The sequence below is a fragment of the Sphingomonas sp. LR55 genome, assembly GCF_036856015.1.
Classification (GTDB): domain Bacteria; phylum Pseudomonadota; class Alphaproteobacteria; order Sphingomonadales; family Sphingomonadaceae; genus Sphingomonas.
The window spans coordinates 3,240,840-3,261,382 of the sequence record NZ_JASPFO010000001.1; the positions used below are offsets into that span (position 1 = coordinate 3,240,840).

Annotated in this window: 12 protein-coding genes, 1 tRNA gene and 4 pseudogenes; 6 read left to right on the forward strand and 11 right to left on the reverse strand. The window is 64.7% G+C overall.

The genetic code is table 11. The annotated features are described in order from the left end of the window. Nucleotides 1-34 precede the first annotated feature (34 nt). The gene (locus QP181_RS15615; protein WP_132897450.1) at nucleotides 35-439 is read right to left on the reverse strand and encodes a DUF1489 family protein; all 405 of its coding nucleotides are present in this window, start codon (nucleotides 437-439) and stop codon (nucleotides 35-37) included. Nucleotides 440-470: 31 nt separating this feature from the next. Further along, nucleotides 471-1,880 carry a magnesium transporter gene (mgtE, locus tag QP181_RS15620; RefSeq protein WP_333929106.1) on the reverse strand — a complete coding sequence of 470 codons (1,410 nt, stop codon included), beginning with the start codon at nucleotides 1,878-1,880 and terminating at the stop codon, nucleotides 471-473. 108 nt (nucleotides 1,881-1,988) lie between these two features. On the opposite strand from mgtE, the gene QP181_RS15625 reads away from it, so the two are divergent. Continuing rightward, on the forward strand, nucleotides 1,989-2,447 hold the full coding sequence (locus QP181_RS15625) for a peptidylprolyl isomerase (protein WP_333929107.1): 459 nt from the start codon (nucleotides 1,989-1,991) through the stop codon (nucleotides 2,445-2,447). Nucleotides 2,448-2,896: 449 nt separating this feature from the next. Here the strand turns inward: QP181_RS15625 and QP181_RS15630 are convergent, their stop codons facing one another. Beyond that, nucleotides 2,897-3,781, reverse strand: a complete 885-nt coding sequence (locus tag QP181_RS15630) for a LysR substrate-binding domain-containing protein (RefSeq protein WP_132897451.1) — start codon at nucleotides 3,779-3,781, stop codon at nucleotides 2,897-2,899. A 286-nt stretch (nucleotides 3,782-4,067) separates the two neighbouring features. On the opposite strand from QP181_RS15630, the pseudogene QP181_RS15635 reads away from it, so the two are divergent. Together QP181_RS15635 and QP181_RS15640 are read left to right on the forward strand one after the other, a co-directional pair. After that, a pseudogene (locus QP181_RS15635) lies at nucleotides 4,068-6,339 on the forward strand (CDC48 family AAA ATPase). 266 nt (nucleotides 6,340-6,605) lie between these two features. Then, nucleotides 6,606-6,890, forward strand: coding sequence for a hypothetical protein (locus tag QP181_RS15640; protein ID WP_277983653.1), 285 nt, complete (start codon nucleotides 6,606-6,608; stop codon nucleotides 6,888-6,890). Nucleotides 6,891-6,999: 109 nt separating this feature from the next. Here QP181_RS15640 and QP181_RS15645 read toward each other — a convergent pair whose 3' ends face one another. Both QP181_RS15645 and QP181_RS15650 read right to left on the reverse strand, forming a co-directional pair. Beyond that, nucleotides 7,000-8,322, reverse strand: coding sequence for an MFS transporter (locus QP181_RS15645; protein WP_333929108.1), 1,323 nt, complete (start codon nucleotides 8,320-8,322; stop codon nucleotides 7,000-7,002). Then, entirely contained in the window at nucleotides 8,319-8,654 is a 336-nt protein-coding gene (locus QP181_RS15650; protein WP_333929109.1) for an antibiotic biosynthesis monooxygenase, read from the reverse strand. Before QP181_RS15650 ends, QP181_RS15645 begins: the two co-directional genes overlap by 4 nt. A gap of 192 nt (nucleotides 8,655-8,846) precedes the next feature. Between QP181_RS15650 and QP181_RS15655 the strand changes: the two are divergent. After that, nucleotides 8,847-9,460: pseudogene (locus QP181_RS15655) on the forward strand (class I SAM-dependent methyltransferase). A gap of 361 nt (nucleotides 9,461-9,821) precedes the next feature. On the opposite strand, the gene QP181_RS15660 reads toward QP181_RS15655, so the two are convergent. After that, a complete protein-coding gene (locus tag QP181_RS15660) occupies nucleotides 9,822-10,982 on the reverse strand; it encodes a phospholipase D-like domain-containing protein (protein WP_333929656.1) in 1,161 nt (386 codons plus the stop codon). A gap of 129 nt (nucleotides 10,983-11,111) precedes the next feature. On the opposite strand from QP181_RS15660, the gene rpoZ reads away from it, so the two are divergent. Further along, nucleotides 11,112-11,456: a DNA-directed RNA polymerase subunit omega gene (gene rpoZ / locus QP181_RS15665; RefSeq protein WP_055882033.1), complete on the forward strand. Its 345-nt coding sequence runs from the start codon at nucleotides 11,112-11,114 to the stop codon at nucleotides 11,454-11,456. Between the two features lie 542 nt (nucleotides 11,457-11,998). On the opposite strand, the pseudogene QP181_RS15670 reads toward rpoZ, so the two are convergent. Further along, nucleotides 11,999-12,671, reverse strand: a pseudogene (locus QP181_RS15670) (RlmE family RNA methyltransferase). Continuing rightward, nucleotides 12,668-13,712, reverse strand: a pseudogene (locus QP181_RS15675) (Ppx/GppA phosphatase family protein). The pseudogenes QP181_RS15670 and QP181_RS15675 overlap by 4 nt, the downstream one beginning before the upstream one ends. Before the next feature lie 185 nt (nucleotides 13,713-13,897). Between QP181_RS15675 and QP181_RS15680 the strand changes: the two are divergent. Further along, nucleotides 13,898-13,971: transfer RNA gene (locus tag QP181_RS15680), tRNA-Gln, on the forward strand. A 515-nt stretch (nucleotides 13,972-14,486) separates the two neighbouring features. Here the strand turns inward: QP181_RS15680 and QP181_RS15685 are convergent. The 3 genes from QP181_RS15685 to QP181_RS15695 all read right to left on the reverse strand — a co-directional run bounded on the left by QP181_RS15685 (nucleotide 14,487) and on the right by QP181_RS15695 (nucleotide 19,972). Then, nucleotides 14,487-15,659: a hypothetical protein gene (locus QP181_RS15685; protein ID WP_207897053.1), complete on the reverse strand. Its 1,173-nt coding sequence runs from the start codon at nucleotides 15,657-15,659 to the stop codon at nucleotides 14,487-14,489. Next, nucleotides 15,656-18,193, reverse strand: a complete 2,538-nt coding sequence (locus QP181_RS15690; protein WP_333929110.1) for a hypothetical protein — start codon at nucleotides 18,191-18,193, stop codon at nucleotides 15,656-15,658. Before QP181_RS15690 ends, QP181_RS15685 begins: the two co-directional genes overlap by 4 nt. A gap of 1,227 nt (nucleotides 18,194-19,420) precedes the next feature. After that, nucleotides 19,421-19,972, reverse strand: a complete 552-nt coding sequence (locus QP181_RS15695; protein ID WP_333929111.1) for a helix-turn-helix domain-containing protein — start codon at nucleotides 19,970-19,972, stop codon at nucleotides 19,421-19,423. Between the last annotated feature and the right edge of the window lie 571 nt (nucleotides 19,973-20,543).

A 20,543-nucleotide genomic window follows, 5' to 3' on the forward strand; every position in this document is an offset into this window, starting at 1 on the left:
GGTAGGTCATCGGCGGGAAAAGTAACCCGCCCCCTCAGATCAGCGCCAACTCCGCCAGCTTCGTCATCAACGCAGGCGGCATCACGTCGAGTCCGGTCGCGTCGCCGCCGAGATCGAGCGGCGCATCCGCGTCCTCCAGATACCGCCACCCCTGGTGCGCGCGCTTGGGACGGGCCTGGACCAGCACCAGTTTGGGATCGATGTGGATCGCGACGCGGCCGCCTTCCGCCTCACCAAAGCCGAGGATTGGCGAGCGGGCGATCAGCTGGTGCTTGAGGATCCAGAACATAGATCCCTGGCCGGCGACCTCCTCATGCCGCTTGGGTAGATACCGGGTCGTGAGGAACACCGGCCCTTCCTCACCGCGCAGGCGGAGCCGCTCGGCGAGATGGTCGACGCTTTCCGCGCCGAACGCGACTTTGGTGAGGTGGAGCGGCATGGCGTTGGAAATGGGCCTTAAAACCGGCCGATCAACCGTGCAGGCCCCATAATGACGCGAGCCCGAGGAACGAGAAGAACCCCATCGTGTCGGTCATCGTCGTCACGAACACCGCCGACGACACCGCGGGATCGATCCGGAACTTGTCGAGCGTCACCGGTACGAGCACGCCGCTTAAGCCCGCGGTCAGATTGTTGGTGAGCATCGCCGCGGCGATCACAATCGACAGATTGACGTTGTGGAAGATCAGATAGGTCCCACAGCCGATCAGCGCGCCCAGCATCACGCCATTGGCGGCGGCGATGCGGAACTCGCGGCCGATCATCCGCGCGGTGTTCGAGCTCGTCAGCTGATTGGTTGCGAGGGCGCGTACCACCACCGCCAGGGTCTGCGTGCCGGCGTTGCCGCCCATCCCCGAGACGATCGGCATCAGCACCGCCAGCAGTGCGAAGCTTGCGATCGTCCCCTGGAACAGCCCGACGACCGACGACGCGACCATCGCGGTGCCGAGATTGACCACCAGCCACGTGAACCGAGTTCGCACGGTCAGCCGGATCGGCTCGTTGATGTCGCCATCGCCTGCACCGGCGAGCCGGAGCGTATCCTCGCCCGCCTCTTCGGAGATGATGTGGACGATGTCGTCGACCGTGATCATCCCGACCAGCCGGCCGCCGTGATCGACCACCGCGGCGGAGATCAGCGCGTATTTCTGGAAGCGGAGCGCGACTTCCTCCTGGTCCATGTCGACCGGGATCAGCGTCTGCTCGCGCTTCATCACGTCGGCGATCGCGATCCCGCGCGGCGTGCGCAGCATCCACGACAGCTGGCAGGTGCCGATCGGCTTGTGCGCGGGATCGACGACGAAGATCTCCCAGAAATCGGTCGTCAGTTCCTCGTGGCCGCGCAGGTAATCGATCGCGTCGCCGACCGTCCAATGCTCGGGCACCGCGATCAGCTCGCGCTGCATCAGGCGACCGGCGGACTCCTCGGCGTAGCTCAGTGCCTCCTCGATCGCGGCGCGATCGTCGGGATCGAGCGCGCGCAGCACCGCGCGCTGCTCGTCCTCGTCCATGTCCTCGATGATCGCGACGGCATCGTCGGTATCGAGTTCGGACGCGAGATCGGCGACCTGGTGCGGCTCGAGCGCATCGATCAGATCCTCGCGGACGTAATCGTTCATCTCGGCGAACACGTCGCCGCCGAGCAGATCGGTGACCGCGCGTGCCAGCGCGGCGCGATCCTCCTGCGGGGTCAGTTCGAACAGATCGGCGATGTCGGCCGGGTGCAGCGGCTCGACCAGCGCACGCGCCGCCTCGTCGTTGCCGTTCTCTACCGCATCGAGCACCGCCCGGACGAATTCGGGGCGCAAATGGTCGTCGCGATCGAGTTGAGTCTCGGGCGCGGTATCGGTTTCGGGCTCGGGAAGCTCGAGTTCGCTCATGGCTGCCTCCCTTAAAAGATGGTCGGTTGGGGCCTAACGCGACGCGTGCGCATTTGCCAGTCGGAGTGCGGCTCCCTATCTGCCGCGCATCAATTCAGGAGAACATGAATGGCCGACACCCCAGAAACGCTCACGCTGACCCTCGAGGGCGGCGACGTCACGATCAAGTTCCGCCCCGATCTCGCACCCAAGCATGTCGAGCGGATCGCCGAGCTGGCGAACGAAGGCTTTTACGACGGCGTGCCGTTCCACCGCGTGATCCCGGGCTTCATGGCGCAGGGCGGTGACGGTGGTCGCGGCGACGGCACCGGCGGGTCGAGCAAGCCCAACCTCAAGGCGGAATTCTCGGCCGAGCCGCACGTCCGCGGCGTGTGCTCGATGGCGCGCACCAACCAGCCCGACACGGCGAACTCGCAATTCTTCATCGTGTTCGACGACGCACGCTTCCTCGACAAGCAGTACACCGTCTGGGGTGAAGTCACCGACGGCATGGACCTGATCGACGCGCTGCCGAAGGGCGAGCCGCCGAAGACGCCTGGCAAGATCGTGAAGGCACGCGCGGCCTGAGCTGAAGGCTGTCTCCGGCGCAGCATAGCTGCGCCGGAGACAGCCGAAGCCCACCGGCGGGGCAAAGCTCCGTCCGACGGCGCGGCTTTGCCGCGACGCGCTTCGGGGTTGGAGCGTGTCGCGCTTCGGGTTTGGAGGAAGTCGCGGGCGTTGCCTTTTCCTCCCAATCCCTATTCCAAACCTCACCCGTCATCCCAGCGAAAGCTGGGATCTCCCGATTCGAGCCTCGCCGCTTCCCAACTGGGATACCCCAGCGTTCGCTGGGGTGACGGACAGGGGGCAGGGGACCGCAGGGGGCAGGGATAGCAGCGAACAAGCCGCGCTACGTGAGCTGAATTCCCCTCCCGCTGGCGGGAGGGGCTAGGGGAGGGCGTGACGTACGTACCGGCTTCCGTTCAGTGAGCCACGCCCCTCCCCGACCCCTCCCGCAAGCGGGAGGGGAGTAGCGGTTAGACCTCCGCTACGGTCCTGATCAGCCAGTCGTGGAACAGCTTCACCGGCTTGCTCTGCAATGCCCGTGGGCGGCAGACGAACCAGTAGCTGTACGGGCTCTCCACCTCGATATCGAACAGCCGCACCAGCCGCGGATCGTTCGCGTCCTGGAAATGGCTGGCGTGCATGAACGCGACGCCAAGCCCCTGGGCGGCCGCCTCCAGCATCAGCGCGCCCGAATCGAAATGATCGATCGCCAACGGCTCGATATCGTCGAGCCCCGCCGAATGCCGCCATGCGGTGAACGTATCCGGCATGTCGCGGTGGACCAGAGCGGTCAGTGTCGCGAGCTGTTCGGGGCGCGTAACCGGATCGGCGCGGTCGAGCAGGCTGCGTGCACCGATCACATACACCGAATTGCGATCGAGCCGCCGTGCGTAAAACGCTGGATCGATCTCGCGCGACAGGGCGATCACAGCGTCGAGCCCGTCGCCGAGCCGCGACACCAGATGCGCCGCGGTATCGATGTCGAGATGCAGTTCGGGATGCGCGTTGCGCAACTCACCCAGCCGCGGAAACAGCTTCTGCGACGCGTAGAGCGGCAGGATGCCGAGCCGCAGCCGCAGCACCTCGGTCGTGCTGGTCAACGATTCGACCGCATCGGATAGCGAATCGAGCACCGGGGCGATCTGAGCCAGCAGCCGCTCGCCATCCGCATTCAGCACCATCGCCTGATGCCTGCGCGCGAACAAAGGCTTGGCGATGAAGCGCTCCAGGCTCTGCACGCGCCGGCTGAGCGCAGGCGCCGACAGCGCCAGATCCTCGGCCGCGGCCTTGATCGACCCCAGCCGCGCGACCTGCACGAACGCCTCGATAGCCCCCAGTGGCGGCAGCCTGCGCATGATTCCTCTTTCGACTCGACGCGTGTGACAAAGACCGCAGGACGCATTCAGCCATACGATTGCAGTTAGCGCAATCGTAGCTGATCCCTTCGCACTTGCAACATGAACCGTCTCGCCGCAAAAAGACCTCGCCTTTCAGGCATCCTCTCCTAAAAACTTTCATGGGCTGGCCTTTATTGGCCGGCCCTTTTTTTGTGCGTTTTCCATCCGGGAAGGCGATTTCAAGGCCTCGAACCATCGGAACCGGCGCCCTATCTCAGGCGCTACGAGTTCGAATGGAGTCGACATGCCCGACAGCGAAATCCCAACGCGGAAAATCCAGGTCGCCAATGCGCGTCCCGAGGATAGTGGCCGCGGCCTCGCGCACCTTCCGCGCGCTGATGGCGACGCTCGGCATCGGCGAAGGCGACGTCATCGAGATCCTCGGCAAGCAGAACACGCCCGCGCGGGCAGTTGGCCCGTATCCGGAGGACGAAGGGCTCGACATCCTCCGCATCGACGGCCTCCAGCGTGCCAACGCCGGCGTCGGCTCGGGCGATTTCGTCGAAGTGCGGAAAGCCGAATCGAAGCCTGCGACGCGCGTCGTCTTTGCCCCCGCGCAGCAGAACCTTCGCCTTCAGGGTTCGACCAACGCACTCAAGCGCACCTTCCTCGGCCGGCCGATCTGCCAGGGCGATATCGTCGCGACCGCAGGGCATCAGCGGGTCGGCAACATGCCGCCCAACGTCCAACAGTTCATGAACGCGCCGGCGTACGCGCTCCAGGAGATCCGCCTCGCGGTGATCGCCGCGAGCCCCAAGGGCGTCGTGCATATCGACGAGAATACCGAGATCGAACTGCGCTCCGAATATGAGGAGCCGCAGGCCGCACGCCGCGCCGACGTCACCTATGACGACATCGGTGGCATGGCGCAGACGATCGACCAGTTGCGCGAGATGGTCGAACTGCCGCTCCGTTACCCCGAACTGTTCCAGCGGCTGGGCGTCGATCCACCGAAGGGCGTGTTGCTGCATGGCCCTCCCGGCACCGGCAAGACCCGCCTCGCGCGCGCCGTCGCTAACGAATCCGACGCGCAGTTCTTCCTGATCAACGGTCCGGAGATCATGGGCTCCGCCTATGGCGAATCCGAGTCACGTCTCCGCGAAGTGTTCGAGGAAGCGGCGAAGGCAGCCCCTTCGATTGTGTTCATCGACGAGATCGATTCGATTGCACCGAAGCGTGGCCAGGTGTCGGGCGAGGCGGAAAAGCGTCTCGTCGCGCAGTTGCTGACGCTGATGGACGGCCTCGAATCGCGCGCGAACCTCGTCGTGATCGCGGCCACCAACCGTCCCGAGGCGATCGACGAGGCGCTGCGTCGTCCCGGCCGGTTCGATCGCGAGATCGTCGTCGGCGTGCCGGACGAACGTGGCCGTCGCGAGATCCTCGGCATCCACACGCGTGGCATGCCGCTCGGCGATCGTGTCGATCTCGATGAATTGTCACGCACCACCTACGGCTTCGTCGGCGCCGATCTCGCCGCGCTGACCCGCGAGGCGGCGATCGAGGCGGTGCGTCGGATCATGCCCAAGCTCAATCTGGAGGAGCGGACGATCCCGCCCGAAGTGCTCGACGAATTGTCGGTCACGCGCGAGGACTTCCTCGGCGCCCTGAAGCGCGTCCAGCCATCGGCAATGCGCGAAGTCATGGTGCAGGCGCCGACCGTGCGCTGGGCGGATGTGGGCGGTCTCGACGACGCGCAGATGCGGCTGAAGGAGGGCGTCGAACTCCCGCTCAAGAACCCTGACGCGTTCCGCCGGCTCGGCATCCGCCCGGCCAAGGGCTTCCTGCTCTACGGCCCACCCGGCACCGGCAAGACGTTGCTGGCGAAGGCGGTTGCGCGCGAGGCGGAGGCGAATTTCATCGCCACCAAATCGTCCGACCTGCTCAGCAAATGGTACGGCGAAAGCGAGCAGCAGATCGCCCGCCTGTTCCAGCGCGCACGCCAGGTTGCACCGTGCGTGATCTTCATCGACGAACTCGACTCGCTGGTGCCCGCACGTGGCTCTGGCGCAGGCGAGCCGCAGGTCACCGAGCGCGTCGTCAATACGATCCTCGCCGAGATGGACGGGCTGGAGGAACTGCAGTCGGTCGTGGTGATCGGCGCGACCAACCGGCCGAACCTGATCGACCCGGCGTTGCTCCGGCCGGGCCGGTTCGACGAGCTCGTCTATGTCGGTGTTCCTGACAAGGCCGGGCGCCGTCGCATCCTCGGAATCCAGACGCAGAAGATGCCACTGGCGTCCGACGTCGATCTCGATCGTCTGGCGGACCGTACCGACCGTTTCTCGGGTGCGGATCTGGAGGACGTCGTCCGCCGCGCCGGCCTGGTGGCGTTGCGCCGTTCGATCGATTCGACCGACGTGACGATGGCCGACTTCGAGGGCGCGTTGAAGGAGTCGCGCGCCAGCGTCACGCCGGAGACCGAACGCGAATACGAACAGATGGCCGCCCGTCTCAAGCAGGACGCGACGGCGATCCAGCCCATCGGTTTCGCCTTTCCCGCGAAAAGTGCGGAATGACTAGCGCCCCCTCCCGGCGGAGGGGGCTACCCATCGGCGATCCGTGTCTGCGCCGCTATACGTTGACATTACCTCATCCGGCTCCGATGTAACTTCCATGTACGCCCCCGCGACACATAAGCGTTTCCGCGACCATTCCGGGCAACTCGCCGCACGTGGTTAGCCCGAGCTCGCGGCTATAGGCCGTTCGAGTTCGGGCTTTATTCGATCTGACCTTTGGGCCGTGCTCTGCACGCCCATGATCTCGAGTAAACGGAAACCACATAATGTCAGACTCGGCCTCGAAATCCGGCGATCATCCGTCGGTGCGCCAGGATATAGACGATCGCGCTCGTTCACCTCGGCCCTTCTTGCGGATGCGGCCAAGGCATTTCTTTTCCAACAAGTTCGACATGGATATCGTCGAAGACTATTCGGAAGCGGATGCGGACGAGCATTCCGTGCAGCGGCCGAAATGGCTGAACCGACTTATCCAGATGAACTTGTTGTTGATGATCCTGCTGATCGGCGTGCCGGTGCTTTTGTACTGCATCATGGTTTCCGCAAAATAGCGGCCGGTTGCGAGGCGGTAGACCGGAACACGAGCGCCGCCGGACCGAGTGGAGGGCGCACGCGTAACGATAATGCGTGCGCCCGAAATGCGTTTCGGGTCGACCCGTTCTAACTGTCCCTGGCATCCTTCAGCGACACCCAGGCATAGGCGATCATCACGACGCATGCCGCGCCCGCGACCAGATAGGGCAGCGAGTGTTGCGCCTCGTATAGTCCGACGCCGATCGACGGGCCCAGCACGAAGCTGGCGCCGTTAATCGACGTCACCTTGCCCGCGACCGAGCCTTGCGCGTTGGCGCCCACCGCGAGCGAAGAGCCCGCCGTGAACCCCGGTCGCGTGAAGCCGAAGCCGAGGCTGGCCAGCGCATAGGCGGTGGCGATCGTGTAGAGCGATGTCGCGATACCGGTCAGCGCGGTGCCCGCCGCCGCCAGCACCAGCCCGGTCAGCACGAGTTGCCGCGGTGTCATGTTGAGACGCGGGATGATGCCCCATTGCGCGAGCAGTGCGGCGCCGGCACCCATCATCAGGACGATGCCGGTCGGCTCGAGCGCGAGGGCAGGGGCGAGGTGGAGTCGGTCGATCACGAGGAAGCCGATCGCCTGCCCGGTCATCGCCTGCGCGTGGCCCATCACCAGTCCGGCGATCATCCAGGCGCGGATGCGGGGATCGGTGTAGCCGACATGCTCGACATGCGATCCGGTGGCGGCGGCGACCGACGCGCCGGTCGGGGCGCCGCCGATCGAGGGATAGGCCGAGCTCGCGCCGTGCGTCTCGTGCGGGGCGACGATCTTGTCATCGGGCAGCATCCGCCGCACGGTGATCCACACCGCGACGCCGAACACCGCGAACAGGAACGCGGGGCCCGCGAGGCCGATCTCGACCCCGGCGATCGAGCCGAGGATCAGGTACGGCGCGATCGCCGGCCCTAATATGGTGCCGAGCCCGAATGCCGAGGCGAGCAATGTCAGCGCCTTCGTCCGCTCTTCCCGCGTTGTCTCGCCGGCGACGAGCGCCTGTACCGCCGGCGGGGCAGCAGCGCCGAACGTCCCGTAGATCAGCCGGCCACCGATGAAGCACAGGAACGCGGTCGTGCCGCCGATCCAGGCGTTGATCCCGGCGAGCAGGAACACGCCGCACAAGGTCAGCGAGACGCTGAACCCGCCGACGCCGAGCAGGATCATCGCACGTCGACCGTGCTTGTCCGACCGATTCGCCCAGAACGGCGCGGCGATCACCCACAGCAGCGCCGAGACCGAGAACGCCGCCGCCACCGCGCTGTCGGCGACCCCGAGCGATCGCCCCAGCGCTGGCAGTACCGATTGCAGCGCGGTGTTGCCCGCCGCGATCGTCAGCATCACGAGAAACATCAGCGCGAAGCGGCGGTCGATCTTCGGGCCTTCGGGCGCCCCGCTGGTCACTGGGCTAATCATCGGGCCGATCCTGGTCGCGCCCACTGATACGCGCGCTCTACCCGCGCGACCGTCACCGAATAGCGGTCGTACCAGAGCGCTCGGCCCCGATCGCGAATCGCCGCATGTTCGGGGTGATCGCGCCACGCGATCGCGGCGGCGTCGTCCGCCCAGTAGCTGACGGTGATTCCCATGCCGTCCGTCTCGCGCGCACTGTCGACCCCACGATAGCCGGGTTGTGCGGCGGCAAGCGCATCCATCGCCGCGGCGGCCGTGGCATAACCGTTCATGTCCGCGCCGTTACGAAACGACACGAAAATGACCGCCACCTCTCCTGTTCGATCATCGTGCATGGCCCGTGCTTAAGCGATGGCGCGGGCTTGGCAACGGCGTTGGCCGATCGCCGGAACCACTTGTCGCCGCACGACTTCCACTTCGGTTCGTCGCCGCATGCAACCCGCGGCCCTTGAAACGCGTTCGGAATTCGTGCGACGGGAGGGGCAAAGCTCCGCCACCGTGCGGGACCCCTGATCGTAAGGAACACGATGCCCAGTTCGACCACCGCCACCCGGCGTGCACGCAGCCGCCCTGCCGGCGTGCCGTCCCCGTGGCAGATGTTCTTTTCCGGTTTCCTGAAACATCCGGTCATGGTCGGATCGATCGTGCCGTCGTCGGACAAGCTGATTCGGAAAATGCTCGGTCCGGTCGATTGGGCGAACTGCAAGCTGTTCGTCGAATATGGCCCCGGCGTCGGTACCTTCTGCCGCCCGATCCTCGACCGGATGGCGGCGGATGCCAAGCTGGTGGTGATCGATACGAACCCCGAGTTCATCCAGTATCTGCGCCACACGATCACCGACCCGCGCTTCTTCGCAGTGCTGGGGTCGGCGGACGAGGTCGAGACGATCGTCGCGGATCATGGCTTCGAGAAGGCGGATTACGTGCTGTCCGGGCTGCCGTTCTCGACGCTGCCCCCCGGTGTCGGCCCGGCGATCGCGACCGCGACTCACTCGGTTCTGCGCACCGGTGGCGCATTCCTGGTCTATCAGTTCTCGCCCAAGGTGAAGGACTTCCTGACCCCGCATTTCACATCGATCGACCACGATATGGAGTGGTGGAACGTGCCCCGGCACAGCTGTATTGGGCGTGGAAGGACTGACGCAAGCGCGGCCAAGTCCGCACCGATGCGCAAAGCGATAGCGGAGCGCAGCGTCAGGCCCGGCCGGCGGGTCGGCTAGAATTAGCCGAACCCGTCCGACGGCGGCTTTGCCGTCGGCGCCGAATAGGCTGACCAGCGCCATTCCCCCAAACGCGAACTTCACCCCCGGCTCCCAACGGCGCCCCGTCACCCCAGCGCAAGCTGGGGTATCCCGGTTCGAGTCCCGGCATGCGCCAACGGGGATACCCCAGCTTTCGCTGGGGTGACGGAGTATGGGCGGGTTGCTGGTGTGACGGGATGTAACCGGGGAGCGGATTGACAGGCTGGAGTACTGGGTCGGCAGGCTGGCACGAGCGCGCCGCTACTCGTCGATTCCGAAGTTCAGCCCGCGCGACAAACTCGGGTCGACCACCGCGACCACGAAATACGCGCCGAGCTGCTTGATCCGCTGCAGCCAGCCGGTGTTCGCCTGGTACAGCGCCTTGGTCACCTCGGTCGACTTCGCGACCTCGCCCTCGATATAGCCGCGAACATGGCCTGCGAACGCCGCATCCTCGATCCGCAGCATCAGCTCGAGATTGATGAACAGGCTGCGCATGTCGAAGTTCGCCGAGCCGATATGGACCGCGTCGTCGATCACGTAGAGCTTCGTGTGCAGCTTGGTCGGCTGATACTCGAACAACCGCACGCCCTTGCGCAACAACCCCGCATAGGTGAACCGCGCGGCGGCGATCGTCGCGTTGTTGTCCGATTTACTCGCGGTGACGATCCGCACGTCGGCCTGCCGCCGTCCGGCCTTGTCGAGCCGCCGCAGCAGGGCGGGGCTAGGCGTGAAATACCCTGCGATGATGTCGATACGGCGCCCGGCGCGCATGTCGTCGCGGACCGCACGTGCCCAAGGCGACAGCTTGCGCGTCGGGCCGCCGATCAGCCACCGGGTTGCGCCCTTGGTCTCGCTCCAGTGCGACAGTGCCGCGTTCAGCCGGCGCAGCTTGTTCTTGGGCTCGTGGATCCAGTCCTTCAGCGCGTCGAAATAGCCGGCGAGCCGCCCTGCTGCCGGTCCCTCGACCAGCAGACCGAGATCGCGCCAAGCCTGCTCGGCGGCGGTGCCGAAATAATCGTCCTCGATATTGAAGCCGCCGATGATGATCCGCGCTTCGTCGGCGAGTGCGAGCTTCTGATGGTTGCGCAGGAGATAGCGGCGACCGAACCTCGCGGAGAACCGGCACACGGAAATGTTGGCGGCTTCGAGCGGTTCGAAGAAGGCATGCGGCGCATCGTCGCTGCCGAAGCCGTCGACGATCAGCGCGACGTCCACACCGCGCTTGGCGGCGGCGATGAGCGCAGCGTTGACGCGTTTGCCGGACTCGTCGTCGGCGTAGATGTAATAGAGCACGCGCAAGGTCCGCTCGGCGCCGTCGATCAGCGCAAGCACCGCGTCGAGACGGCGAGGACCCGTATCGAGCAGCGTCATCTGGTTGCCGTCGACGGCGAATGTCGGCTGTTCGGTGGGATCGTCCATGGCGTGCGTGATGGACATGGGGGGCTCGGGTGGCAACCCAGGGACGCTGATCCGCGCAATTCTTGACTTTGCGGGCTACCCCCCGTAGGCGACGCATTCTCATTCTATCGTTGTTACGAAGGAAGCCGCATGGCGCGCGTTACCGTCGAGGATTGTGTCGACAAGATCCCCAACCGGTTCGACCTGGTGTTGTTCGCGGCCCAGCGTGCGCGCCAGATCTCGGGCGGCGCCGAACTGACGCTCGACCGCGACCGCGACAAGAACCCGGTCGTCGCGCTGCGCGAGATCGCCGACGAGAACGTCAAGCCGGCGCATCTCAAGGAACAGGTCATCCAGGGCCTGCAGAAGGTTCGCGTCGACGATGACGACGAGGTCGATGCCGTCGGCAGCCTGGCCGCTTCGGCCGAGGCTCTGCGGCTTACCGCCGCTGCGCCGCCGCGGAACCAGAATCTTGGAGCGGATTACGAAGGGTAAGGCAGTGGATTAGCTCGCTAATCCACGTCTCGGCCGCACCCTCGGCCGGCGGGCATCGCCCGACCGACGACGCGGCTTTGCCGCGGCGCGCGAAATAAAGAGAGCCCGTGGACCCAAGTCCGCGGGCTTTTTCTATACCCTCTCCCTGAAGGGGAGAGGGAAGGGGCCCGCGGCGACTTCGCCGTGGGAAGGGTGAGGGCACGCGTGGGATGGTCCGGCCCAAAGCCGTCATTCCCGCGGAGGCGGGAACCCATACTGGCTAACCTCACAAAGGATCGCAGACGCCTGAGTATATGGATCCCCGCCTGCGCGAGGATGACGATGACGCGAGTTACGAGCCAAGTTTCAGACGGGCTAACTGCCCACCCCATGTTCTCCTGCGAAGGCGGGAGCCCAGTCTGGATCCCCGCCTTCGCGGGGAAACATGCTTACTCACGTCGCGTTCGGTATCACCCCAAGGTAGAGCGCCACGGCAAAGCCGCGTCGTCAGTCGTTGCTGCGCAACGCTGGCCGGGCTTTCGACTTGTCCGAAAATAGCTGCGCTATTTCGGGTCTCGACCCTTAAACCCCTGCGCCACCACGAACCACTCGACCGACCCCTTGCGGCTCGCCGGCGGCTTGGCATGCTTCACCGTCTTGAAGTTGCGCTTCATCTCCGCGACCAGCTCCAGAATCGGCGCCGCCCGCGAACACCTTCGACACGAACGTGCCACCCGGCTCGAGCACCTCGCAGGCAAAGTGCAGCGCGGTTTCCACCAATGCCATCGTCCGCAACGCATCGGTCTGCGGATGCCCGACCGTGTTCGCCGCCATATCCGACAGCACCAGGTCCGGTGCGCCGCCCAGCGCCTCGATCAGCTTGCCGGGGGCTGCGTCGTCGAGGAAATCCATCTCGAAGATCGTCACGCCTTCGATCGGATCGACCGGCAACAGGTCGATGCCCACGACCGTCGCCTTGGGGATCCGCCGCCGGATCACCTGCGCCCAGCCGCCCGGCGCGAGGCCGAGATCGACCACGCGCTTCGAGCCGCGTATCAACTCGAACCGCTCGTCGAGCTCGATCAGCTTGTACGCGGCGCGGCTGCGATAGCCGTCGGCCTTGGCGCGCTTCACATACGGATCGTTCAGCTGCCGCTCGAGCCAGCGCGTCGACTGTGCGGTCCGCTTCCGTGCGGTGAGGACGCGGACGTGCCCGCCGGAACCGCCCCGGCTCATGCCGCGACTCCGGTGGCTTTGCCGGGCTTGGGCGAACCCATCAATCCGCGCAGGATGCCCTCGCGAATACCGCGGTCGGCGATGCCGAGCCGTTCGGCGGGCCACAAATCCATGATCGTCTCCAGAATGGCACAGCCCGCGACCACCAGGTCGGCGCGCTCGTTGCCGATGCACGGCAGCTTGGCGCGCTCCGTGATCGACATATGGGAAAGGTCGGCGCTGATTTTCCGCATCGCGGAGGCCGGCACGATCAGCCCATCGACCACCGAGCGGTCGTAATGGCTGAGCCCGAGATGCACGCTGCCGAGCGTCGTCACCGTGCCGCTGGTGCCGAGCAGCCGCGGCCGTTCGATATGCCGGGGCAGGCGGCTGGCAAACCCCGCGAAGCTGTCCGCGACCACCTGACGCATCCGCGCATAGGCAGCGCGGCGACCGTCCTCGCCCTCGCCACCACCGGCATGCTCGGTCAGCGACACCACGCCCCACGGCGCCGAGTGCCAGTCGAGCACGGTCGGGATCGGCGTCGAAGTGTCCACCAGCACGAGCTCGGTCGACCCGCCGCCGATGTCGAACACGAGCGCGGGGTCTTCCCCCGGCTCGATCAACGCATGGCAACCGAGCACCGCCAGTCGCGCCTCTTCCTCGGCGGAAATGATGTCGAGATGGATCCCCGTCTCGGCCAGTGCGCGTGCGATAAATGCGGGGCCGTTCGACGCCTGCCGACACGCCTCCGTCGCCACCGACCGCGCGAGCGTGACGTTGCGGCGCTGAAGCTTCTCCGAACACACGCGCAAGGCGGCGATAGTCCGCTCGATCGCCGCATCGCTCAGCTTGCCGGTCGACGCCAGGCCCTCGCCGAGCCGGACGATCTCGCGAGAACGCATCGATTACCGCGAAGCCGCCAGCCTGCGGTCGCGCGATCAATAGTCTGCAATTGTTGGTGCCGAGATCCAGCGCGGCAAACGCCTGCGCATCGGCCCACCGCCCTCGACCGGGCCGGGTCGCCGCCGGACGGGCAGGAGAGCCCTGCCGGAACGGCATTCGGGTGGAAACATCCCCCATCGCCGCAAAACTCGCTATCTATATCTGCCGCTGCGGGAAAATACCCGCCCGGTGCTTGGCAACGAATGTAGCGCGGCGGCGCGATTACGCAAGCGAACTGGCGGATCGGCATCATCTTGGCGTTGACAGCGCGAAACTGCCCGCCTAGATCGCGCCCTCGCTGATGCCCCGTCGTCTAATGGTAAGACTGCGGTTTCTGATACCGCCTATTGAGGTTCGAATCCTCACGGGGCATCCAGCGCTTTATCCTTTGACACCGAAACCGGACCTCTGTGACAAGAGTACGCCTTGGGCGTGCTTCCCCTTGTTGGCTCGAGATCGCCGCGTTTCTCTGGGATGTGGGGCTGAGATGGCTGGTAAGAGGTAAAGTCGCTGGGATGAAATGCGCGCTTCGCCCCGAGAGAGATTCCTACAAGATCATATGCGGCGGATTAGGGAGCTGTGCGCCTAAGACCCAGAAGCCGACGTTCACGGCGGCTTAAGCCTTCTCCAAATCCGGTCATTGGTTCAGGGGCTACTCGACGGCCGAAACTGGTCGACTATCGACAGGCAGGGTTTGGCCGGCTGATGTGCAAAGCAGACGGTGGTTCGTCAATTGAGGCGCCACAGAATCCAGATGTGAATTATCTGCCTAGCTAATTCGCTCTCAATATCGGCAACTCATCGTTAGTATTCCTTGGAAGATCGATCGGTCATCAATACTTGCGGCCCGCGAGGGGTGTCTTGAGATGGGAGAGTGGCGGCGAGCCAAAACTAACGCAGCAGATCAGGCAGATCGTAGAGGAGCTTGAGTGCTTCTGCCCAACCCACATCGGAGAAGAGCTGAAGGATCTCGACGAGATGTGTGCGGCGGGCCTGGTCCTCGAAGATCGAACGATAGTCGGCGATGTAGCGGCGGATCAGCCGGACAACCGCGCTATTGCCAAGGCTTTCATGATGATAGCCTTCTCGCGCAGCAGAGCCAAGTAACACACTGTGGATCGCGTCGAACACGGCGGACGGGGCGCCCGGGATTAGATATTCGTAAAGCTCGATCAGATGATGAACCGTGGCGGGATAGCCCGACACCGCGAGCAGTTCGAGGATCGCGGCATAGTCCGTAAGGAACCGCGCCATCGCTGCGTGGGTCGGCAACCCTAGGGCGGGGTTCTGCTCATTGGCATGCGCGCCGGACCCGAAATAGAGTTGGTTCATCGCATGGTGGGTGACCCGTTCTGCCATCTGATACGCCTGGCCGGCTGCCTTCCGGTCGTCCGCTCCGGCGGATTCGTCCATCGCTATCGCATAATGCTCGGCAGACACGCGCGTCGCGGCGCTCAGGATCATGTCGAGCCCTTCCTGCGCCCGGTCGGTCATGGCACTGGCGTCATCCTCCTTCGATCCGTCGTAGCGGTGGAAGAAGGCCCCGCGCAGCTGCGAGGAGTAACTGTCGAGGAGATTGCCATAGGTGATCGGATCGGCGGACCAGGCCTCTAGCCAGACGCGGGCGGCGGGACGCCCCTGCCCGGCCCAGAGCTGCGCGACGAAGCCGCCGAGGGCGCTTTGCACGCCGTCGCGGCTGCTGGAGGGATCGACCGGCACGATCGGTAGCCGCGCGCGCACGATCTCGACGATCGCTTCGCAATGGTCCGGATCCTGCCAAGTAAATTTTCGCAGGAAGCTGACGAGGAACGACGCGAGCACGCCGTCATGCTGCTCCTCGGCGGCGACACGGTAGGCGATCGCCCACATTCGCTCCGGAGCCGCATCGCTGATCACCTGCAGACTGCGGGCGACCTGCAGCCGCACCTGGGGCACCGGGTCGGCCACCATCGACTCAAGCATGTCGACGATATGCGGGTGTTCCGCGGCAAAGCGTGGTGCGAGCGATAACCAGGCTTCGGCGGCATAGACACGCACGTCCCAATTCCCCCAGCTGAGATTCACGCCTGTGTTTCCTTCACTTCCGGAAACACGCTGGCCGACAATCGGTCGAGCAATGCCATCAGGACGTCGAGCGATGGCAGGCCGTCATCGCCTGGCTGATAAGCCGGGCTCTCCGCAAGCCGCTCGACCGCGTTCGAGACATGCCCCCAGGCAGAGCGAATGATGCGGTCATGCAGGTCATCGCCATGCGTATCAAGCTGACCGACCAGCGCGATCGTATCGGCCCACAGTTGGGCCAGCGCCGGCACATCGCTCGCCGATGGGGTGCCGCCGACCAGCGCATGCAATGCGTCCGACGCAGCGAGGACGGCGCCCTCGGGACCGTTCTCGAGATCAGCGCCCTCGCGCGTCAGCATCTCGCGATAATAGCCCGTATGTTCGCCCCAACTGACTTTGAAGCTGCTAAGCGGCGTATTGTCCTCGAGCCCCTCGCCGGCCTCGAGCTCGGTGCGCAGGTTGCGCATTCCGTCGGTCGCGATCAGCACGTCGGGCACGAGACCGAGCACACGACTGAGTGTCCGCCGCCAGTGCGCGCGCTCATATTCGTCTTCGAATGTGTCGAACGCCAGTGCCTGCTCTTCGAATGCCTGCCGCGACGACAGATCGCGATCGGGATAAGCGGCGGCGATCAGGCGGACAGCATCGCGAAGCGTGTCGGAATGGCGCAGCAACTCGGGGTGGGTCGCATAGGGCCAAAGCATGACGCGGATATCGGTCTCGCGCTCGGCACCCACCCCGAGGATGCGGGACCACACGGTCCCCGAACTTCGTTCCGAGGCTGCCGCGAGCACAGCCGCGCGATAGTCATCCAGATCTGCGGCGCGCAGAAAGCTCACGAAATGCGCGACCATATCGTCGTCCTGGACCGGCCGATCCTCGTCGGGCTCGTCCCAAGCTTCCATCCCGTAATCGCGGTCGGCGAGTGCGAAGCTCGTCCCGTTGGGGAACGCCACGACGATACTGTCACCCTCGGCGAAGCCATCGCTCAACCTCTTTCCCAGTGTCGCGTCAATTAGTGCGCGGGTGGCATGTGTGACCGAGATCGATAGAAAGTCGCGCAGCGCGCCGCCGAGATGCCAGCGGCAATGCTGGTAATCCTGTCGGCGGTTCGACGAAAGCGGCATGATCCGGCTCGGCGCGCCGCCAAGCCAGGATGTGCCGTCGTCGGTAATCTGCTGAGTGAACAAGGTGCGGTATATCTCGCCGGCAAAGTCCGGCTTCGATCGCGCGATCGGCAAAATCTGCTCTGCGAGCCAAGTCGCCTCCTGATCGGCATGCGCCGAAAAGTGCGGCTCACGCAGGATGCGGTCAAGCAGGGTTTGCGACGCCGCAGGGTCCGATGCGAAGCTAAGCCCGGTAAACCGGATCGCGTTGGTGACCGTCGAGGGCATTGGCGGATCGCTCGCCCAAGCGAAGGTCAGCAAGGCGCGCGCCGCCGTTCCGAACACCGCAAGCAAAGCAGGATCCGAGAAGTCCGCCTTGTCGAACAGGGCATGGAGTAGGAAACGCGCTGGATCGCTCAGCGCCCTATCGGCTTGGGCTATGGAGGCCGCTGCCAAGGTCGCCCAGGCGAGCGCATGATCCGGCCCTACCGACCCGGCCGTATCGATCTCGATACCGACGAAGCGCGAGAGGCGCGCCAGCATGGTCGCCAGCCCCGCGGCGGCGGGATCGGATGCGATGCGGGCGACGAGGCCATCGATATCGGCCGAAGTCTCGACATTTTCGACGGCGGTCCGCAACGCGACATTGGCGACGACCGGATCGATGTTCGGGGCAGCGAAGATGGTACAGATAAGAGCCCAGCTCGCGGGCCGGCCCGGCGCATCGCCGCGCCACAGCCGCTCGACCGAAAAGCGTAGTGCCGGCGCGAGCATCAGGGCGCGCGAACTGTCGCCGCTGACCTGCACGATCAGCCGGGTGGGAATATCCCATTCGAGGAAGAAGCGGCCGGCGACATGGTCGAAGAGAACATGGTGCGTAAAGCTGACGAGGTCGCCGGCCTCGGCCAGCACGCCCGACTGGATGACGGCATCCAGCGATGCATGTGCCACGAGCACTTTGCGGATCGCAAGCGCGCCTCGCGCTGCCATCTCCCCGACAGTTCTCGCCGCCGCTTGCTGCATCAGTGTCGAACTGAGCCGCTCGTCCTCATAAGCGTCAATGAGCCCCGATTGACTGCGTATCGCCCCAAAGCTCGCCGGACTCGCGCCATCGGACAGCAACTGTGCGGCAAGCGACAGGTTGAAGATATTGTGGAGCAAAACCAGCAGTGGAGGCGGGGCAGCCGCGAACAGGTCGGCGAGCGTGGACGACGCGCCGCTAAGGTTTCTCAGATCGGTTTCCGCGAGGCGCGGCACGAGAAAGTGCCGAACACTCGCGAGCATCGGATCGGCATGATGAGGGTCCGGCGGGGCGCCCGCCATCGCCGACCGATAGCGGCGGCCGTTGCGAAGGTCGAAGGTCCGGATCGACGCGATGACGATCCAATCGTCGAGCCGGCTGCTCACCGCTTCGATGAGGGTCGCGAACACTGCTTCGGCCGGGCCGCCGCGCGGCGTCGAGCGCATCGATCATCAGGATTTTGCGCCCCGCGCCCGGAAAGGCGGCGAGAATGTCGAGAAGCGGGTGCCCTAGACCGAGTTCGGATTGCAGGTCCGCGGCAATGGCGACGCCGGGAAAGCGATCAACCGACAGGAAAACGAGTGCGTCGCCCGCATCACGCTGGCGTCTTGCGCTGCCGACGAGCGCTCCGGTCTTGCCGGCACCGGGCTCACCGATCACTAGCATCGACCCGGCCTGAATGGCCGCGTCCAGAGGACCGTCGCTTCCGCGTGCCAGCGCGAGACCGCCTGCGATCGGCAGGCGCGTATGGAGTGCGAGACGTTCCAGTTCCTGATCCGTCGCCGCCCCAAGACGCGCGATATCAGCTGCGAAATCCGCCGGTGCGATGTCGGCATATCCCAATGTCCGCAAGGCGCGCAGCAAGCCGGACCGATCGGCCGGGGCGCCATTTCCGATCAACGCGCGGACGATACCCTTGAGGTCGCGGAGCGGGGCGTCGCCAGCGGCCTCGTCGCCAAACACGTTACGCCCGAGAATGCGCGACGCTTCGCGCCAATCGGCCTCGCCCTCGTCCATGTTGAAGCGACGCACGCCGAAGATGCGTGCCATGTCGACAAGGTCGTCACTGGACGCCGCAATACCGCGGTGCGTCTGCCATGCCGGCCGAGCGATCGTCGCGAATGCGTCAAGAGCGGTCAGTTCCGCAAGATTACGCTGGGCGAGCGTAATGTCCCAGGCGCCGCCGAGATCGAAGGCGCGCAGGCCGCTCTCAAGCTTGTCGAGCGTCGCAGCAGCCCGCGCATGGACCGCGAGGACCGCGACATTGCTCGTAAGGTTGGGCAACCCAGCGCCCTGTTTGGCGTCCGCGACGCTCCGCGCAAGTTGGCCTACGGTCTTTGTCAGCGGCGCTTTCTCGCCGGTCGCAAGCGTCGCAGTCGTTTTGCACTGAAGCTGGATGGCGCCTCCATCGGACTGGGTCACTTCGATATCATCGAGGCCCTCGCCGGTTTCGAGCCGGATCGCGGTCGGGAGCGCAACATTGTTAATCCCGAAACGTCCACCGATCGGCAATCGGGCAAGGATATGTGCAGCTATCCAGGTGGCGACCTCGGCTTGGAACGCCATGCCCGCCTCGGTCGCCCGACCGCCGGCGCGCATCGGAGCCCGGACCACCGGGGTACCCGCGACGCTCGCCATCAGAATGTACCGTCCGGAAAATCGCCGACCGTCAGAACAATCTCTGCGCCCCCCGCCCCGGTCCGCTGCAAGTGACGTTCGGCTGCGACGAGCAATTGATGCAGATGCTCCTGTGCCGAATGGCGCCGGGTTTCGACCGTCCCGACTGGCGTGCGATCGATGTCGTCGAGCAGTTCTGCGGGTACGACAATATCGATCCGGACGCCGCGATATTTGGCCGCGACGACCAAATCGTCGCCCCGCACCTTGAGCGACTTGCTATACTCGAGTTCGACGTGACGAAACCGGACTCCCGCCCCATCGCTGTCCGTCTCCGCGATGAAACCGATGCCGGCTGCCTCGAAAGCGCTGATCATCGAAAGAAGATTGTTGCGCATGGGAAAGCGGGTGCTGCGCTCGAAGTCGGCGATGGTTGGCCGTGCGACGCGGGCATTGACCGCCAATTGCTCTTGGCTCCATTCCAAAAGTGCGCGTGCCGCCCGACATTGGGCCGCTGAAATGGTGCTTGCTTCGTCAATCATGTCATACATAATGTATGGCATCTTACGCATCTTCAAGATCTTTAGGGACGTGCGAAATTTTTAGCCGCGTCGGCGCGCCCTCTCTATCCAGCCATTCTGCGAACAAATCGTTTCGAGACCGGCATAGTCGAGCTCTCCGTCTCTATAGACTCGAGGATCCGGCAGGCTACCCAGCAGCGAACGCCGGTGAGCTGAGCAGGCTAACGACGGCTTTCAGCATCAAGGCAGCCCGCGTCGAACGTCCACTTCTAGGACAAGCTGCTGCTGTACCACCGCGGGTGAACGAACGGCCGCTTACACCACCTCAGCGCCGAAAGCGGCCCTTCCGTTTTCCACCAGGATTGGTGGCTAAGTGCGACGTGTGCAGCCGCTTCCCATGATACTGACTTGTGACCAGTAGGCCGTGTCTGCATCGACTTTAGGCAGGTCGAGAGCGTCTCGAAAATCAATTTTTCAGATGCTTCCAAGAACCAGGTTGTCATGTTTAATATGCGTTGCAAGCGGACAATTTGATGCTCGGCGCCGAGGCAATATTACAGAATACAATTATAAGCACATGTGATTACTGGCGTAGTACTTAATCACATTACAAAGTTATTAC

What these genes read in the sequence shown, in the direction of transcription:
- QP181_RS15645 (WP_333929108.1), bottom strand. Translation starts at nt 8,322, where the DNA reads ATGATTAGCCCAGTGACCAGCGGGGCGCCCGAAGGCCCGAAGATCGAC.
- QP181_RS15695 (WP_333929111.1), bottom strand. Translation starts at nt 19,972, where the DNA reads ATGCGTAAGATGCCATACATTATGTATGACATGATTGACGAAGCAAGC.
- QP181_RS15660 (WP_333929656.1), bottom strand. Translation starts at nt 10,982, where the DNA reads ATGGACGATCCCACCGAACAGCCGACATTCGCCGTCGACGGCAACCAG.
- QP181_RS15615 (WP_132897450.1), bottom strand. Translation starts at nt 439, where the DNA reads ATGCCGCTCCACCTCACCAAAGTCGCGTTCGGCGCGGAAAGCGTCGAC.
- QP181_RS15640 (WP_277983653.1), top strand. Translation starts at nt 6,606, where the DNA reads ATGTCAGACTCGGCCTCGAAATCCGGCGATCATCCGTCGGTGCGCCAG.
- mgtE (WP_333929106.1), bottom strand. Translation starts at nt 1,880, where the DNA reads ATGAGCGAACTCGAGCTTCCCGAGCCCGAAACCGATACCGCGCCCGAG.
- QP181_RS15625 (WP_333929107.1), top strand. Translation starts at nt 1,989, where the DNA reads ATGGCCGACACCCCAGAAACGCTCACGCTGACCCTCGAGGGCGGCGAC.
- QP181_RS15650 (WP_333929109.1), bottom strand. Translation starts at nt 8,654, where the DNA reads ATGCACGATGATCGAACAGGAGAGGTGGCGGTCATTTTCGTGTCGTTT.
- rpoZ (WP_055882033.1), top strand. Translation starts at nt 11,112, where the DNA reads ATGGCGCGCGTTACCGTCGAGGATTGTGTCGACAAGATCCCCAACCGG.
- QP181_RS15630 (WP_132897451.1), bottom strand. Translation starts at nt 3,781, where the DNA reads ATGCGCAGGCTGCCGCCACTGGGGGCTATCGAGGCGTTCGTGCAGGTC.